The organism is Pseudomonas sp. Q1-7 (assembly GCF_028010285.1).
Lineage (GTDB): Bacteria > Pseudomonadota > Gammaproteobacteria > Pseudomonadales > Pseudomonadaceae > Metapseudomonas.
In genome coordinates, this window is sequence record NZ_CP116304.1 from 1135463 (window position 1) to 1150678 (window position 15216).

Here is a 15216-nt window from a genome sequence, read left to right on the forward strand (position 1 = left end):
TCACTGCCAACTGGTGACTTCGGCGTTCTCGCCGTCGCCGCCGGGCTGGCCGTCCTTGCCGAGGGTGAGCAGGTCGAAGTCACCGTTCTCGCCGGGGGCGCGGTAGACATAGGCGCGGCCCCAGGGGTCCTCGGGCACTCCCTTCTGCAGGTAGGGGCCGGCCCAGTTCGGCTCGTCGCTGGGGGCGCTCACCAGGGCCGACAGGCCCTGCTCGGTGCTGGGGTAGTGGCCCACCTCCAGGCGATAGATATCCAGGGCCTTCACCAGGCCCTCGATCTGCGCCCGCGCCACCTTGGTCTCGGAGCGGCCGAGCTGATTGAAATACTTGGGTGCCACGATGCCGGCCAGCAGGCCGAGCACCACCAGCACCACGAGGAGTTCGAGGAGGGTGAAACCCTGTTCGAGTCGACGACGCATCTTCATGGGAGCCTCCGCTGCGGGTCACTGCCGGCGGTCATGCAAGAGCTGTGCACGACGGGCGGGCGAGGGTGGCGACACATCGCCCGCTGAATCATCCGGCACGTGCTTTGCTCACAGGACAGCACCGAGCAACCCCAGGGGCCGCGGCCCCCGGCAGGGAGACCCGAACGATGAAAGTGCCCGCCCTGGTGCTGTGCAGCATCCTCGTAAGCAGCGCGTTCTGCGCCCAGGCCGACATCTTCCGGGTGGTGTCGGCCGACGGCAGCATCACCCTCACCAACATTCAGCGCACGGACCGCAAGCAGGTTCGCGTGGCACGCGAGAGAACCCTTCCGGTCAAGGCTTCCAGCCTGGCGGCGGCCTCGCGCAAGCGTCCGGCCACGGCCCCGCGCTACGCCCTGATCGTTGCCCAGGCGGCCTTCGACTACGACCTGCCGGCGGAGCTGCTGCACGCGGTGATCCAGACCGAGTCCAACTACGACCCGGCGGCCCTCTCGCCCAAGGGCGCGGCCGGCCTGATGCAACTGATGCCCGGCACCGCCAGGGACCTGGGCGTGCATGACGTGTTCGACCCCACCGCCAACGTGCGCGGCGGGGCGCGCTACCTCAAACGCCTGATGAGGCAGTTCGACAACGACCTCTCCCTTGCCCTGGCCGCCTACAACGCGGGTCCTGGCGCGGTGCTCGCCTACGGCAGCGCCATTCCGCCCTACCCGGAAACCCAGCGCTACGTGCCCAGCGTGCTGGGGCACTACCAGCGCCTCCAGGCCGACGCGAAACGCCCCCGCTAGTGGGGAAATTCCCCAGATGCGGGGGCGCATTTCGCGCCTTTCCGCGAACCGGATCGATCCCACCCCATGGGGCCCGCCGGGAGCCTGGACGATGGGTTTCGCTGCGCTCTACCCATCCTACGGAGCTGATTCCGCGATGAACCAAAAAAACCGGGGAATTGGGTGGGAAACGGGTGGGGGAAATACTGGCATTCCCCAATTCGTGAGATGCAAGTCTTTGAAATAAAAACATTTAATCTGATGGCACAGGCATTGCTCGGACCGTCCTGCCCTGTATTGGCATTCGCGCACCTGATACCGAGGTCAGCCAAGATGAACCGGACTCTATCTTCGAGCAGTGCAAACCCCCTTTCCGCGGGTGCCCGGTGGACCCCCCTCTACCTGGGCGGCGCCCTCCTGTTGCTGGGCGCGCTTTTCTCCGCCGGGAGCGCCGAGGCGGCCGTGCAGTGCCAGCGCAACCTGGTGGCCAATGTGGTGGCCCTGGACCAGCCGCTGATGTTCAACCGCCTGGGGGCGCAGAACATCAACGGCATGATGTTCGCCCTGCGCCGCGACGTGGTGGACCGCAACGAGGTGCCGCTCACCCAGGGCGGCGCGGCGGTACCCGGCGAGGTGGCGCTGCGCCCGGACAAGCGTCCGCGCCCGCTGGTGCTGCGGGTGGCGGCCGGCGATTGCCTGACCATCAATCTGCAGAACCTGCTGGCCTATCAGGCCAACCCGAACGACCCGGACGACCCGCTGTTCAAGAAGGACGAGCAGGTCGCCGACCGCCATGTCGGCTTCCAGGTCAACGGCATGCAGGCGCTCAACGACATCGGCGACATCGCCACCAATGCCGGGCGCAACGCCAACAGCCTGATTCCACCCGGTGGCAGCCGCAGCTACACCCTCTACGCCGAGCGCGAAGGCGCCTTTGCCGCGTCCAGCTACGGCGCCACCTTCGGTGGCGAGGGCACCGGCGGCAACACCGCCAACGGGCTGATCGCCCAGGTGGTGGTGCTGCCCAAGGGCGCGCGCACCTACCGCAACGTCGTCACCGAGGAAGAGCTGCGCCTGGCCACTACCGGCCGAACCCCGGCTGGCCAGCCGATCATCGACTACGAGGCCCGCTACCCGCAGGAGGCCCCCTGGACCAAGGAAGGCAAGGGCGGCCTGCCGGTGCTCGCCATGATGGACAACGGCGAGATCGTCGCCAGCGACACCGACGCGGTGGTCATGGGCCCCAACCCCGACGGCAGCTTCCCACGCAGCACCTACCCGCTGGAAAGCTATGGCAAGCGCAACCCGGCGCTGCCCAACCGGCTGGAGCCGTTCCGCGACTTCTCCTCGGTCTTCCATGACGAGAACGCCGTGGCCCAGGCCTTTCCCGGTTACTGGAACGACCCGGTGTTCGGCCACGTGCTGGAGCCGACCCGCGACTCCTTCATGATCAACTATGGCGCCGGCGGCATCGGCGCCGAAGTGGTGGCCAACCGCCTCGGCGTCGGTCCCATGCACGACTGCCTGTCCTGCGCCTTCGAAGAGTTCTTCCTCAGCGCCCACACCGTGGGCGACATCGCCATGCAGGTGGACGTGCCGGCCAACGTCGGCCTGGAGAACATCCTCCCCGGCCAGGTGCCGCCGGAGGGCAGCACCGGGGTCAAGGCGAGCATGGCGCTGTTTCCGGCCGAGCCGTCCAACGTCGCCCACAGCTACATGGGCGATGCGGTGCGCTTCCGCAACAGCCACAACGGCTACGAGCAGCACGTTTTCCACCTGCACGGCCACCAGTGGCTGTTCAACCCCGACGACGACAATTCCGACTACATCGACGCCCAGGGCATCGGCCCGGGCTCGGGCTACACCTACGAGATCGCCAATGGTGGTTCCGGCAACCGCAACCGGACGGCCGGCGACGCCATCTACCACTGCCACTTCTACCCGCACTTCGCCCAGGGCATGTGGGCCATGTGGCGCGTCCATGACGTGTTCGAGGAAGGCACCCGCCTGGCGGTGTCCGAAGAGGGCGACGACGGCTTCCACAAGAAACCCTTCGAGCTGCGCAGCGGCCTGCCGGCGCCGGGCGCCCGCGCCCTGCCGGATGGCGAGATCGTCGCCGGCACGCCGATCCCCGCCATCGTCCCGCTGCCGGGCAAGGCCCTGCCGCCGATGCCGGGCAAGGTGGCGGTGGTGCCCAAGTACGGCAAGGAACTGGTCGCCGGCAACGACGATGACGAAGAAGACGACGACGATGACGATTCCAGCCACGCGTCCGAGCGCAAGGCGGTCGGTTCCGTCGCCCTGGTGGACCGCAGCGAGGCCAACCGCAACGCCGACGGTAGCCTGAAGAACCCCGGCTTCCCGTTCTGGATCGGCGGCATTGAGAAGACCGTCGGCCAGCGTCCCAGCACCCCGCCGCTGGACATGCTCGACAGCGCCAAGGCCCAGGCCCTGAAGGACTCCGGCAAGGCCCTGTGGGCGAACATCGACCCGGCCCAGGCCGGTGGCTGGGACGGCGGCCTGCCCCGGCATACCCTGGACGGCGTGTCCGCCGGGGGGGAGGCCGAGGTGGTCACCAGCGCCCTGGACTTCTCCAAGGTGGTCCACCGCGCCAAGGCGGTGTTCCTCCCCGAGGAGGGCACCGACGTCGAGCAGTCGGTCATGGCCTATCACGCCAAAGCCAGCCACCCGAGCTTCGCCGTGCTGCCCGGTGGCACCGTGCAGCCCAGGGACTTCCGCACCAACGGCAACCTGCCGGTAGGGGGCGCGCCGTACTACGAGCCGTGCATGGATGACACCGGCAAGCGCCTGACCCAGGCGTCCGCCCTGGGGCGCTTCAACAGCGGTGAAACCCTCGCCGGCCAGTCCTTCACCGGCAGCTCGGCCTATACCGCCGACCGGCCGCGCGTCTACAAGGGCGCCAACATCCAGTTCGATGCGGTGTTCAACAAGGTCGGCTACCACTTCCCGCAGACCCGCATCCTCACCCTCTGGGAAGACGCCTGGCCGGTGATCAACAAGCAGCAGCCGCCGGAACCGCTGGTGATGCGGATGAACACCTTCGACTGCACCATGTACCAGCACACCAACCTGATCCCGGCGGTGTACGAGCTGGATGATTACCAGGTGCGCACGCCCACCGACATCGTCGGCCAGCACATCCACCTGCCCAAGTGGGACCTGACCGCCGCCGACGGCTCGGCCAACGGCTGGAACTACGAGGACGGCACCCTCTCGCCGGCCGCCGTGGTGGAACGCATCCACGCCATCCGCGAATACAACCATTGCACCGAGGGCGACGCCCGCGACGGCACGGCGGACTGCCCGCTGGCCCGGCAGCACCCGTACTTCGGTCAGTTCGGCCGTGCCGACTGGCTGGGCGCCCGCACCACCCTGCAGCGCTGGTTCGCCGACCCGCTGGTCAACACCTACAACGTCGACCGCGGCCTGGGGAACATCTTCACCCACGACCACTTCGGCCCCTCCACCCACCAGCAGGTCGGTCTCTACGCCACCGTACTCACCGAGCCGGCCGGCTCCAGCTGGTACCACGCCGAAACCGGCCAACCGCTATACAGCAGTGCGCGGCAGGACGGCGGTCCGACTTCCTGGCAGGCGGTGATCGCCACCGGCGACGTGGACGGCGACGGCAAGAACGACAGCTTCCGCGAGTTTTTCATGGAGTACAGCGACTTCCAGCATGCCTACGAGGCGGGCGTGTATGTCGGTGCCGGCCCTGACGGCGTCCCGGATGCCGGCGCCTACCCGACTTCCCGCGACAGCTTCCGCTACGCCATCAACCCGCCGGTGCGGCAATCCGGGCCGAACTTCTTCGAGTCGGTGCGTGAAGTCGCCGGCGGCGAGGTTCCCGGTTGCCCGAGCCGGCCCTGCCCGCAGGCCATCTCGGTGGATGACCCCGGCATGTTCGTCGTCAACTACCGTAACGAGCCTGTCGGCCTGCGCATCTTCGACCCGAACAAGGCAGCCCCGGACGGCAAGCCGGGGATGCAGGCCGACGGCCTGGCCGGTGACCTCGCCCATGCCCTGCAGAGTCGCACCGACCGCGCTATCCCGGCGCTCAACCTGGCGCCGAGCGCCATCAGTTCGGCCACTGGCCCGACCGGTGCGAGCACCGCGTTCCCGCCGCACATCAACGCGGCGGGCGACCTGCCCGGCGACCCGTTCACGCCGTTGCTGCGGGCCTACTCCGGCGACAACGTGCGCCTGCGCATGCACGCCGGCGGCCACGAGGAGGAGCACAACGTCACCCTCCATGGCGTGAAGTGGCTGCATTCCGGCACGGGTTTCGGCAACAGCGGCAACTCGGGCTGGAAGGCCTCGCAGATGGTGAGCATCTCGGAGCAGATGGGCTTCGTCGCCCCGGTGGCCATGATGTCCGGCAATACCGCCCTGGAAGCCGCCGACTACCTGTACAACATGGATGCTTCCATCGAGGGCTACTGGAACGGTATCTGGGGCGTGATGCGCAACTACACCCAGCCGCGCGCCGACCTGTTCGCGCTGCCCAACAACCCGCGCCCGGTGTCGTCGCGCAACACCACCCAGTTCGATGGCGTGTGCCCGCGTACCACGCCCAACCCCAGCGGTATCGGCTCCCGGCCCACGGTGCAGCGCAACTACGAGATAGTCGCCGCCCTGGCCAATGACATCCTCGGCAACCCGCTGGGGCTGACCATCGGCGATCCGGACAATGCCGGCATGCACGCCGGCGGCCCGCTCGATCCGCAGGGCGGCACCCTGGTGTTCAACCCGCGGCGGGTGACCATCCCGCAGGCCACGGTGGTGGACGAGGAGGACGGCGAAGTGTTCACCATCGGCGGCCAGTCCGGTCCGCTGCATGACCCCACCGCCATCCTCTACGTGCGCAAGGCCGACCTCGACCCGCTCACCGGCAAGCTCAAGCCCGGCGTCCCGGTTGAGCCGCTGGTGCTGCGTGCCGCTGCCGGCGACTGCGTGAACATCACCCTGGAGAACCGCCTGCCGCTGGTGATGCCCGACCTGCCCACCCACGCGGTGATGCAGGGCCTGGTGAAACGCGACCGCGACAGCGCCCGGGGCTCCACCACCTTCAACAACAACATGATGCGGCCCTCCAGCCACGTCGGCCTGCATACCCAACTGCTGGCCTACGACATCACCAAGGCGGATGGCTTCAACGTCGGCATCAACCCGGTGCAGACCGTCGAGCCGCGCGGCGCGGCGGGCGGCGCCTGGCCGTCGAAGAGCTACAAGTTCTACGTCGGTCACCTGGAGCGCGAAGGCAAGCCGGTCACCCAACTTGGCCGCAGCGTCGACAACATCACGGCGTCCCCGATCGAGTTCGGCGGCTTCAACCTGCTGCCGGCCGACCCGATCAAGCAGGGCCAGAAGGGCCTGGCCGGCGCCATGAGCATCGCGCCCCAGGGCGCCACCTGGACCGAGGACGCCGGCAGCCGTGCCGCCGCCACCGTGACCCCGCTGTCCGGCACGCCGTACCGCGACTTCTCGCTGGTGCTGCACAAGTCGCTGAACATGCGCTGGGCCGACGGTCGCTCGGTGGCGAACATGGCCTCCGAAGGCTTCGGCATCCCGGCCGATCCCAAGGACAACTCCGGCATGGCGGTGAACTACCGGAGCGAGCCGCTCTGGTACCGCTTCGCCAAGGCACCGGACGCGCCCTTCGGCCACGCCCAGGGTCACGGTTGGGGCGACGTGCCCAACGCACACATGGCCTACAACAACGAGCTGGTGGGCGGCGACCCGGTGACCCCGATCCTGAAGGTCAAACCCGGCCAGCCGTTCCGCACCCACGTGACCATGCCTTCCGGCGGCAGCCGTGGGATGACCTTCCAGCTCGACGGCCATGTCTGGGCGTTCAACCCCTTCCTTTCGGAGAACATCGACCAGTGGGGCTACCCGCTCAAGAATGCCGGCATCGGCTCGACCCGCTTCGGCCTCAACCCGGCGGCCATGTACATCGGCGCCCAGGAGAGCGTGCTGCCGGCGGCCCACTTCAGCCTCTGGCTGCCCAGCGCCGGGGGCGCCAACGCGGTGCCGGGGGACTACCTGTACCGGGACTACGCCGCCTTCGGCAACGTCGGCGGGGTCTGGGGACTGCTGCGGGTGACCGACGAGCCCTGAGGGGGGGGAGATTCATTCGCGAGGGCGGCCAGCATCGCGAATGAATCTCCCGCGGAAGTACGAGGCCCGCATTGCGGTCCGTTCGCAAGTGAATGCGCACCGGGCTCAGGGCTCGATCAATAGTGATACCACTTGAGTTCCAGCATCACCTCGTTCACCGGCGTGGCGAGCTGGCTGAATTCCCGTTGCGCGGAGACGCGCAGGCCGAGGTTGCGGGAGATTTCCCAGTGCTGGTTGAGGGACAGGCGGCGGCGGACTTCGCCGTTGTGGAAGTAATCGCCGGAGGCTTCCAGGCTGAGGCTGCCCAGCGGGTTGTGCCAGAGCAGGCCGGTGTCGAAGCCGGCGGCGGTGGCGATGAAGGGCGCGAAGTCTTCGTTGTGCTCGAGGCGCGCGGTGGCCAGGGCGAAGCCCAGGGCTTCGTCGCCGAGCTGCCAGGTGCCGCCGGCTCCGCCGTTCAGGTGGCTGACCAGGCGCTCGTCGCCGTCTTCGCCGAGCACCCGTTCCAGGCCGCCGGCCACCTGCCAGGACCAGGGCTTGAGCAGCTCGCCGCGCGGGGTGAGGGAGCGAATGGTGGCCAGGTCCAGGCGCTGCAATTGCCAGTGGTTGCGCTCGTACTGGCGCAGCTTGGCCTGGAGGATTTCGATCTGCGCGCCCAGGGGGAAGCCGGACAGGTTGTCGTTGAGGTCGTGGTAGGCCATGCGCAGGCCGTACTCGGCGAAGGCGCGGTCCTCACGGGTGCCCACGCCCAATTGCCAGGTCCGCGATTCGTGGCCTTCCTCGGGGAGGTCCGGTCGATCCACCTGGAGTTCCGGCGGCGGGTTGCGGTTGATGCTCTGCAGCAGCTTGAAACTGCGGGTCGCGGTCTCGGCGGTGCGTTCCTCGCCGGTGCTGCGGTAACGCACCAGGCGAAACGCGGCATCCTGGATCAGCGCACGGCGTGGGGCGGGCAGGGCGAGGAAGGCCGGGTCGTCCAGCTGGCGTTCATCCCCGGCCAGGCGCAGCACCCAGCGCTGTTCGGCGGCGTCCAGCGGTTCGGCGCGGGCCAACAGTTCCTTTTCCCGCGAGGGGCGATAGTCGATGGATGCCACCAGGCCGGCCTGCTTGACCGCGCGCACGGTGTCGGTGGGGATGGCGGTGATCGGGAACTGGTCGGTGAGTTCGATGCCGGGGCGGGCGATTTCCAGCAGTTCCAGCAGGCGGTAGGAACAGTTCTCGTCGAAGAAGAAGTAGTCGAAGCGGATCTGCTTGAGTTCCCAGACGTGTTCCACCATGCGTCCGGTCTCCGCCGGGCTGAGGTTCAGGCGGTACTCCCAGAGGTCGCGGTTCTCCAGGCGGCTGTATTCCTTGAGCTTGTCGCGGTAGGGCACCAGGGCAAACAGGCCGGGATAGCCGCCCATTAGACCTTTCCACGCATAGAGGATGCTGTTGTCCGCGCCTTCGATGAAGGCGCCGAAGTTCAGCGCATAGCTGAGCATGACCGTGTTGTTGTCGTGGACGTCCGGCTGGTCGATGCGCAGCAGGGTGTGGCCGAACATGGACGACGGGCTGTTCAGGTAGGCGGCGGGGAACACCAGGACCGTGCTGTGCGGGTTGACGTCGGCGTACCAGCGCTCGAATTCGTTGCAGGCCGGCTGTGGCAGGTCGTTCAGTCGGAGTTGCTCGCGCAGCCAGCGGGTGCGCGCCGGGTAGGTGCATTGCGGGTGCTTGTCGCCCAGGCTCGCCGGCTGGTAGAGGGCGTCCAGGGTAGCGCGCAGTTCGGCGGCCGGCTGGCTCGCGCCGTCCTCGGCGAGGAAGAAGTCATCGTCGTCCACATAGCTGCGCCAGCCGCCCAGCTTGCCGGTCTCGTAGTGGCCGAGGGCGACCCAGTAGGGATCGTCCGCCAGCGCCTGCAGGCGTTCGGCGGGGACATTGGGAGCGGCGTGGGCTGTGATCCAGGTGCACAGTGCGAGGTACGGGAAAATCCGTTTCAAGGGCGCGGCTCTTCTTGGTGAGAGGTTCGTCGGCCGGAGCTTTGGGTAGGCCGGGGCGAGTGTCAAGCAAGGCCAGGGCAGGCATTTGCGCAAGTTTGCCGAACCAGGATGCAGGCTGCGTTACAGCGTCCACACTTAGGAGTGTGAACTGGGGAGATTCCAGCATGACTGTCACCGACCCTCGGGCCGCACTCGATGCCCTGATCGTGGAGTACACCGCCCGCGCCAATGCCATTCGCGAGGACCTGGCCCGCAGCCACTCGCCGGATTTCGCCGAGCAGGCGATCCAGCGCGAGAACGACGAAGTGCTCGAGGCCATCCTCGCCGAGACCGAAGCGGCCCTGCGTCGCGTGGGGTTGGCCAAGCTGCGCCTGGCCGACGGCAGCTACGGCTATTGCCAGCGCTGCGGCGAGCCCATCGAGCCGGCGCGCCTGGCGGTGCTTCCGGCGGCCGAATTCTGCCTCGGCTGTGCGGACCTGGCCCATTGACCAGCCCCCCGGCGTAATGCCTTGCCAGTGATGTCGGGGCGGCGCCAGAATGCGGCCATCGCTTTCTTGCCGAGCCATTAAGGACACTCGATGCCTGACTCCTTCGCTGCCAGCCTGCGTCTGGCGCCCGATGCGCTTACCCGTCCCTTCGAGCCCCAGCAGTTCAGCTTCAAGAGCACTGAAGACCTGGAACCCTTTCGCGGCGTGCTCGGTCAGGAGCGCGCGGTGGAGGCCCTGCAATTCGGCGTCGCCATGCCGCGCCCCGGCTATAACGTCTACGTGATGGGCGAGCCGGGCACCGGGCGCTTCTCCTTCGTCCAGCGCTACCTCAAGGCCGAGGGCAAGCGCCTGGAGACGCCGGTGGACTGGGTCTACGTCAACCATTTCGACGAGCCCCGCGAGCCCCGTGCCCTGCAGTTGCCGGCGGGCGAGGCGAGCGACTTCATCGTTGACATAGAACACTTGGTGGACAACCTGCTGTCCACCTTTCCGGCGGTGTTCGAAACGCCCACCTTCCAGCAGAAGAAGAGCGCCATCGACCGTGCCTTCAACCAGCGTTACGACCGTGCGCTGGACGTGATCGAGCGCCTGGCGCTGGAAAAGGACGTCGCCCTCTATCGCGACAGCGCCAACATCGCCTTCACCCCGATGAAGGACGGTAAAGCGCTGGACGAGGCGGACTTCTCGCAACTGCCGGAATCCGAGCGCGAGCGTTTCCACGACGACATCGCCGCGCTGGAAGAGCGTCTGAACGAGGAACTGTCCAGCCTCCCGCAGTGGAAGCGCGAGTCCAGCAACCAGTTGCGCCAGCTCAACGAGGAAACCATCGCCCAGGCCTTGCAGCCCCTGCTGTCGCCGTTGTCGGAAAAGTACGCGGAGAATGCCGGCGTGGTCGCCTACCTGCAGGCCATGCAGGTCAACCTGCTGAAGACGGTGGTGGACCAACTGCTGGATGAAAAGCCGGATGCCCAGCGCCGCGAGCTGCTGGAAGAGCAGTACTGCCCGAGCCTGGTGGTCGGCCACCACGCCAGCGGTGGCGCACCGGTGGTGTTCGAGCCGCACCCCACCTACGACAACCTGTTCGGCCGGATCGAATACGGCACCGACCAGGGGGCCCTCTACACCAGCTATCGCCAGTTGCGCCCGGGGGCGTTGCATCGCGCCAACGGCGGCTTCCTGATCCTGGAGGCGGAGAAGCTGCTGGGTGAGCCCTTCGTCTGGGATGCACTGAAGCGCGCCCTGCATTCGCGCCAGTTGAAGATGGAATCGCCGCTCGCAGAATTGGGCCGCCTGGCCACCGTGACCCTGACACCCCAGGTGATCCCGCTGCAGGTGAAAGTGGTGATCATCGGTTCGCGCCAGCTCTACTACACGCTGCAGGACCTGGACCCGGACTTCCAGGAGATGTTCCGCGTGCTGGTGGACTTCGACGAGGAGATCGCCCTCTCGGACGACAGCCTGGAGCAATTCGCCCAGTTGCTGAAGACGCGCACGTCGGAAGAGGGGATGGCGCCCCTCACCGCCGCCGCGGTGGCCCGCCTGGCCACCTACAGCGCGCGCCTGGCGGAGCACCAGGGGCGCCTGTCGGCCCGCATCGGCGACCTGTTCCAACTGGTCAGCGAGGCGGATTTCGTCCGCAACCTGGCTGGCGAGCCGGTGACGGATGTCGGCCACATCGACCGCGCCCTGAAGGCCAAGGCCACCCGCACCGGCCGGGTTTCCGCGCGCATTCTCGATGACATGCTGGCGGGCATCATCCTGATCGACACCGCCGGTGCCGCCGTGGGCAAATGCAATGGCCTGACCGTGCTGGAAGTGGGCGATTCGGCGTTCGGCGTGCCGGCGCGGATTTCCGCGACCGTCTATCCGGGCAGCTCGGGTATCGTCGACATCGAGCGCGAGGTCAACCTCGGTCAGCCGATTCACTCCAAGGGCGTGATGATCCTCACTGGCTACCTCGGCAGCCGTTACGCCCAGGAATTTCCCCTGGAGATTTCCGCCAGCATTGCCCTGGAGCAGTCCTACGGCTATGTCGATGGCGACAGTGCGTCCCTCGGCGAAGCCTGCACCCTGATCTCCGCCCTGTCGCGCACGCCGCTCAGGCAATGCTTCGCCATCACCGGCTCGATCAACCAGTTCGGCGAAGTCCAGGCGGTGGGTGGGGTCAACGAGAAGATCGAGGGTTTCTTCCGCCTGTGCGAGGCTCGCGGGCTGACCGGCGAACAGGGGGTGATCATTCCCCATGCCAACGTCACCAACCTGATGCTCGACGACCGCGTGCTGGACGCCGTACGCAGCGGGCGCTTCCACGTCTATGCCGTGCGTCAGGCCGACGAGGCACTGAGTCTGCTGGTCGGCGAACCGGCCGGGGTGCCGGATGACAAGGGCCAGTTCCCCGAAGGCAGCGTCAACGCCCGTGTGGTGGCGCGGCTGCGGGAGATCGCCGAGATGGGCCTGGAGGAAGAAGAGAAGGCCGCGCCGGCGCAAGAAGTGGTGGAGGCCGTGTCCAAGGTCGCCGCACCTCCCAAGCCTTCGCGCAAGGGGCCGAAGCAGGAGCCGGGCAAGGCGCCGGCCCCCGACAAGACCCAGGGACCGGCCTGAGTGCCTGCTCGACCGGCCGCGCGGACATCGGTTTCGGCGTGGCTGGTCAGTCAGTGATCGGTGGCGGGCGCGGCCTGCACGTAGCGCGTCCCACGGCCTTTCCCTCACCCTGTTCACAGGGTTATCCACAGTTCGCGTGGATAAGCGCCGCGCTTTCGCAGGTCCGAACTCCGGTGTAGGCTGAAAAACAGTCCTCTGCGAGGAACGCCGCCATGACGCGCAACCTCTGCCTTACCCGCCAATGCCTGGGACTGGTGACCCGGATCGAATGCGAGATTCGTCCGCTGGCGGGAGAGAATGGACTCTGGACGCTGCTCTGCGCAGCGGGAATGTCGGGGGAGCAACCCTCGGCGATCAAGGCCCAGGGGCCATTCCACGGGCCTTTCGTGGCGGAGTCCGTACTCTCCGCAATTGCCGATTGCCTGGTCGAGCAGGGGTATACCGAAGCCCATGACCCGCCGATCTGGCGTCTGCATCTGCAAGGCGAACTGCGCCGTATCAATGGCACGCGCTGCCGGAACCTGGGCAACTGCCAGTTCCGTCCTGAAACCTGACGGCGGGCGCCTGGCCAGCTTTTGAACAACGGCCGGCGAGTGGCGGGAGCAGGGCGCTTGCCCGGACGTTCCAATGCCCATTCACAGACTTATCCACAGTGTCTGGGGATATTTCAGTGTGTTGCCATTATTTTTCTGCAGGAAGCGCCTCGTTATACTCGCGGCCGGTTTTCAACTGACTACGAGAAACCATGGAACGCTTTCTAGAGAACTCGATGTATGCCGCACGCTGGCTGCTGGCGCCGATCTACTTCGGCCTTTCCCTGGCACTGTTGGCGCTGACCCTGAAATTCTTCCAGGAAGTCCTGCATATCCTGCCGCACGTGTTCGAAAAGACCGAGGCGGACCTGATCCTGGTACTGCTCTCGCTGATCGATATGTCGCTGGTCGGCGGCCTGCTGGTGATGGTGATGATCTCCGGCTACGAGAACTTCGTTTCGCAACTGGACATCGATGAAGACAAGGAGAAGCTGAGCTGGCTCGGCAAGATGGATTCCGGCTCGCTGAAGATGAAGGTGGCCGCATCCATCGTGGCAATTTCCTCCATCCACCTGCTGCGCATCTTCATGGACGCGCAGAACATCGATAACGGCAAGATCATGTGGTACGTGATCCTGCACATGACCTTCGTCCTCTCCGCCTTCGCCATGGGCTACCTGGACAAGATGACCAAGCACGACCACTGACGCCTGCTTCCAGACCGCCCATGCCGCCCGGCCGCTGAAAAGCGGACGGGCGGTTGCGTTTCCGGCGCCCCCATAGCGCCTCGTGCATTAGATTTGAGGTGTACAGCGCGCGAGGGCGACGCCATGAAATTGCACGACCTCACCAGCCATGCCCGTGCCGGGCACGTTGAAGAAATCAACCTGATCTCCCTGGAGGGTGGCATCTACTTGCTGGAAGCCCGAATCGACGGTCGCTCCCATCACTTGGATGACGGCCAGGGCCACGCCACCCACCTGCGTTCGGTCGAGCATGCCCGGGAAGTGCTCCACGAATTCCCCGACCTGCCCTTCCACCTGGTTCACAGCGTGGTACACGACGAGATGTGCGGGATGGATGCGGATAGCCAGGACACGGTGCGCGTTCCCCTCTCCACCCGCATCGCCCACTGAGCCTGGCGCGACCGACGGCGGTCCGCGCTCGGGGAAGGAAGCTGTGCTAGTCTGGCCGGCCTTTTTTCCCCTGAGCGGAGTTCCGCCATGTCCCAACTTGATCTCTCTACCGACGAAACCCGCGTCAGCTACGGAATCGGCCGTCAGCTCGGCGACCAGATCCGTGACAATCCTCCGCCTGGCGTGAGTCTGGATGCCGTGCTGGCCGGCCTTAGCGATGCCTTCCAGGGGCTGGAAAGCCGCGTTGACGGCGCTGCCCTGTCCGCGAGCTTCCGCGTGATTCGCGAGCGCATGCAGGCTGAAGCCCAGGCAAAGGCTGAGGCGGCCGCGGGCGCTGGTCGTGCTTATCTGGAAGAGAATGCCAAGCGTGCGGACGTGACCGTCCTGCCGTCCGGCCTGCAGTACGAAGTGCTGGTGGCGGGCGAGGGCGCCAAGCCGTCGGCCGAGGACACCGTGCGCACCCACTACCACGGCACCCTGATCGACGGCACCGTGTTCGACAGCTCCTACGATCGCGGTCAGCCGGCGGAATTCCCGGTAGGTGGAGTGATCGCCGGCTGGGTCGAGGCCCTGCAGCTGATGAACACCGGTAGCAAGTGGCGTCTCTACGTGCCGAGCGAACTGGCCTACGGCGGCCAGGCCGTCGGCAGCATCCCGCCGCACAGCGTGCTGGTGTTCGACGTGGAACTCCTGGACATCCTCTGACCCGGAGTGACTCCTGGACGAGCCTTCCCTGGCCCGCCCAGGAACCGGCGAGGGCGCCTTTGCCCTCGCTGCAAGCCTGGCGCCCGGGCGCCCGGCTTGCGGACGACGCATCCTGGCGTCATCCGGAATCCCACCTGCTTTCAGTGCGCTTCGCCGTGCGGCCGCAGCGCCCTGGCATAGCAGAATAGAAAAAGATTGCGCACCAACTCCTTGAGTACCAAGGGCTCGCTGGAGTTCAGGCCGGCGAGGTCCAGATCGCCCTGATCGCGCAGTTCATCGAGCGCATCTTCTTCCAGCACCGCGCAGACTTCGCCGGTTTCCCGGTGGAGTATCCGCAGATAGGGGTGTGGGCGATCCAGCCAGGCATCGATCAGGTAGGTCATGGCTCATCTCCTTGAAAGAACATTTAGATGAGAATAATTCCTATTAGCAAAATAGCAAGCGCCAATCGA

Annotated in this window: 11 protein-coding genes; 8 read left to right on the plus strand and 3 right to left on the minus strand. The window is 66.6% G+C overall.

From position 1 onward, the window contains the following. Positions 1 to 423 carry a type II secretion system major pseudopilin GspG gene (gene gspG, locus PJW05_RS05245; protein ID WP_271410683.1) on the minus strand — a complete coding sequence of 141 codons (423 nt, stop codon included), beginning with the start codon at positions 421 to 423 and terminating at the stop codon, positions 1 to 3. A gap of 167 nt (positions 424 to 590) precedes the next feature. Here gspG and PJW05_RS05250 point away from each other — a divergent pair, with 167 nt between their 5' ends. Further along, a complete protein-coding gene (locus PJW05_RS05250) occupies positions 591 to 1211 on the plus strand; it encodes a lytic transglycosylase domain-containing protein (protein WP_271410684.1) in 621 nt (206 codons plus the stop codon). A 399-nt stretch (positions 1212 to 1610) separates the two neighbouring features. Beyond that, positions 1611 to 7331, plus strand: coding sequence for a manganese-oxidizing multicopper oxidase MnxG (mnxG, locus tag PJW05_RS05255; protein WP_442969208.1), 5721 nt, complete (start codon positions 1611 to 1613; stop codon positions 7329 to 7331). A 116-nt stretch (positions 7332 to 7447) separates the two neighbouring features. On the opposite strand, the gene PJW05_RS05260 is transcribed toward mnxG, so the two are convergent. Beyond that, positions 7448 to 9301 (minus strand): Lnb N-terminal periplasmic domain-containing protein, encoded by a 1854-nt coding sequence (locus PJW05_RS05260; protein WP_271410686.1) that lies wholly within the window; start codon positions 9299 to 9301, stop codon positions 7448 to 7450. A gap of 164 nt (positions 9302 to 9465) precedes the next feature. On the opposite strand from PJW05_RS05260, the gene PJW05_RS05265 reads away from it, so the two are divergent. The 6 genes from PJW05_RS05265 to PJW05_RS05290 all read left to right on the plus strand — a co-directional run bounded on the left by PJW05_RS05265 (position 9466) and on the right by PJW05_RS05290 (position 14764). Then, positions 9466 to 9789 (plus strand): TraR/DksA family transcriptional regulator, encoded by a 324-nt coding sequence (locus PJW05_RS05265; RefSeq protein WP_271410687.1) that lies wholly within the window; start codon positions 9466 to 9468, stop codon positions 9787 to 9789. Between the two features lie 90 nt (positions 9790 to 9879). Further along, positions 9880 to 12390 (plus strand): Lon protease family protein, encoded by a 2511-nt coding sequence (locus tag PJW05_RS05270; RefSeq protein WP_271410688.1) that lies wholly within the window; start codon positions 9880 to 9882, stop codon positions 12388 to 12390. A gap of 212 nt (positions 12391 to 12602) precedes the next feature. Beyond that, complete coding sequence (locus PJW05_RS05275; protein WP_271410689.1) at positions 12603 to 12944, plus strand: PA4575 family protein; 342 nt, start codon at positions 12603 to 12605, stop codon at positions 12942 to 12944. A 191-nt stretch (positions 12945 to 13135) separates the two neighbouring features. Beyond that, on the plus strand, positions 13136 to 13630 hold the full coding sequence (locus PJW05_RS05280; protein WP_271410690.1) for a TIGR00645 family protein: 495 nt from the start codon (positions 13136 to 13138) through the stop codon (positions 13628 to 13630). Positions 13631 to 13753: 123 nt separating this feature from the next. Beyond that, the gene (locus tag PJW05_RS05285) at positions 13754 to 14059 is read left to right on the plus strand and encodes a DUF6482 family protein (RefSeq protein ID WP_271410691.1); all 306 of its coding nucleotides are present in this window, start codon (positions 13754 to 13756) and stop codon (positions 14057 to 14059) included. An 87-nt stretch (positions 14060 to 14146) separates the two neighbouring features. Further along, a complete protein-coding gene (locus tag PJW05_RS05290) occupies positions 14147 to 14764 on the plus strand; it encodes an FKBP-type peptidyl-prolyl cis-trans isomerase (protein ID WP_271410692.1) in 618 nt (205 codons plus the stop codon). 140 nt (positions 14765 to 14904) lie between these two features. Here the strand turns inward: PJW05_RS05290 and PJW05_RS05295 are convergent, their stop codons facing one another. Next, positions 14905 to 15147, minus strand: a complete 243-nt coding sequence (locus PJW05_RS05295) for a PA4570 family protein (RefSeq protein ID WP_271410693.1) — start codon at positions 15145 to 15147, stop codon at positions 14905 to 14907. Positions 15148 to 15216: the final 69 nt, after the last annotated feature.

Coding starts and splice junctions, on each gene's coding strand:
- gspG (WP_271410683.1), bottom strand. CDS start 423: ATGAAGATGCGTCGTCGACTCGAACAGGGTTTCACCCTCCTCGAACTC.
- PJW05_RS05250 (WP_271410684.1), top strand. CDS start 591: ATGAAAGTGCCCGCCCTGGTGCTGTGCAGCATCCTCGTAAGCAGCGCG.
- PJW05_RS05265 (WP_271410687.1), top strand. CDS start 9,466: ATGACTGTCACCGACCCTCGGGCCGCACTCGATGCCCTGATCGTGGAG.
- PJW05_RS05270 (WP_271410688.1), top strand. CDS start 9,880: ATGCCTGACTCCTTCGCTGCCAGCCTGCGTCTGGCGCCCGATGCGCTT.
- PJW05_RS05275 (WP_271410689.1), top strand. CDS start 12,603: ATGACGCGCAACCTCTGCCTTACCCGCCAATGCCTGGGACTGGTGACC.
- PJW05_RS05280 (WP_271410690.1), top strand. CDS start 13,136: ATGGAACGCTTTCTAGAGAACTCGATGTATGCCGCACGCTGGCTGCTG.
- PJW05_RS05285 (WP_271410691.1), top strand. CDS start 13,754: ATGAAATTGCACGACCTCACCAGCCATGCCCGTGCCGGGCACGTTGAA.
- PJW05_RS05290 (WP_271410692.1), top strand. CDS start 14,147: ATGTCCCAACTTGATCTCTCTACCGACGAAACCCGCGTCAGCTACGGA.
- PJW05_RS05295 (WP_271410693.1), bottom strand. CDS start 15,147: ATGACCTACCTGATCGATGCCTGGCTGGATCGCCCACACCCCTATCTG.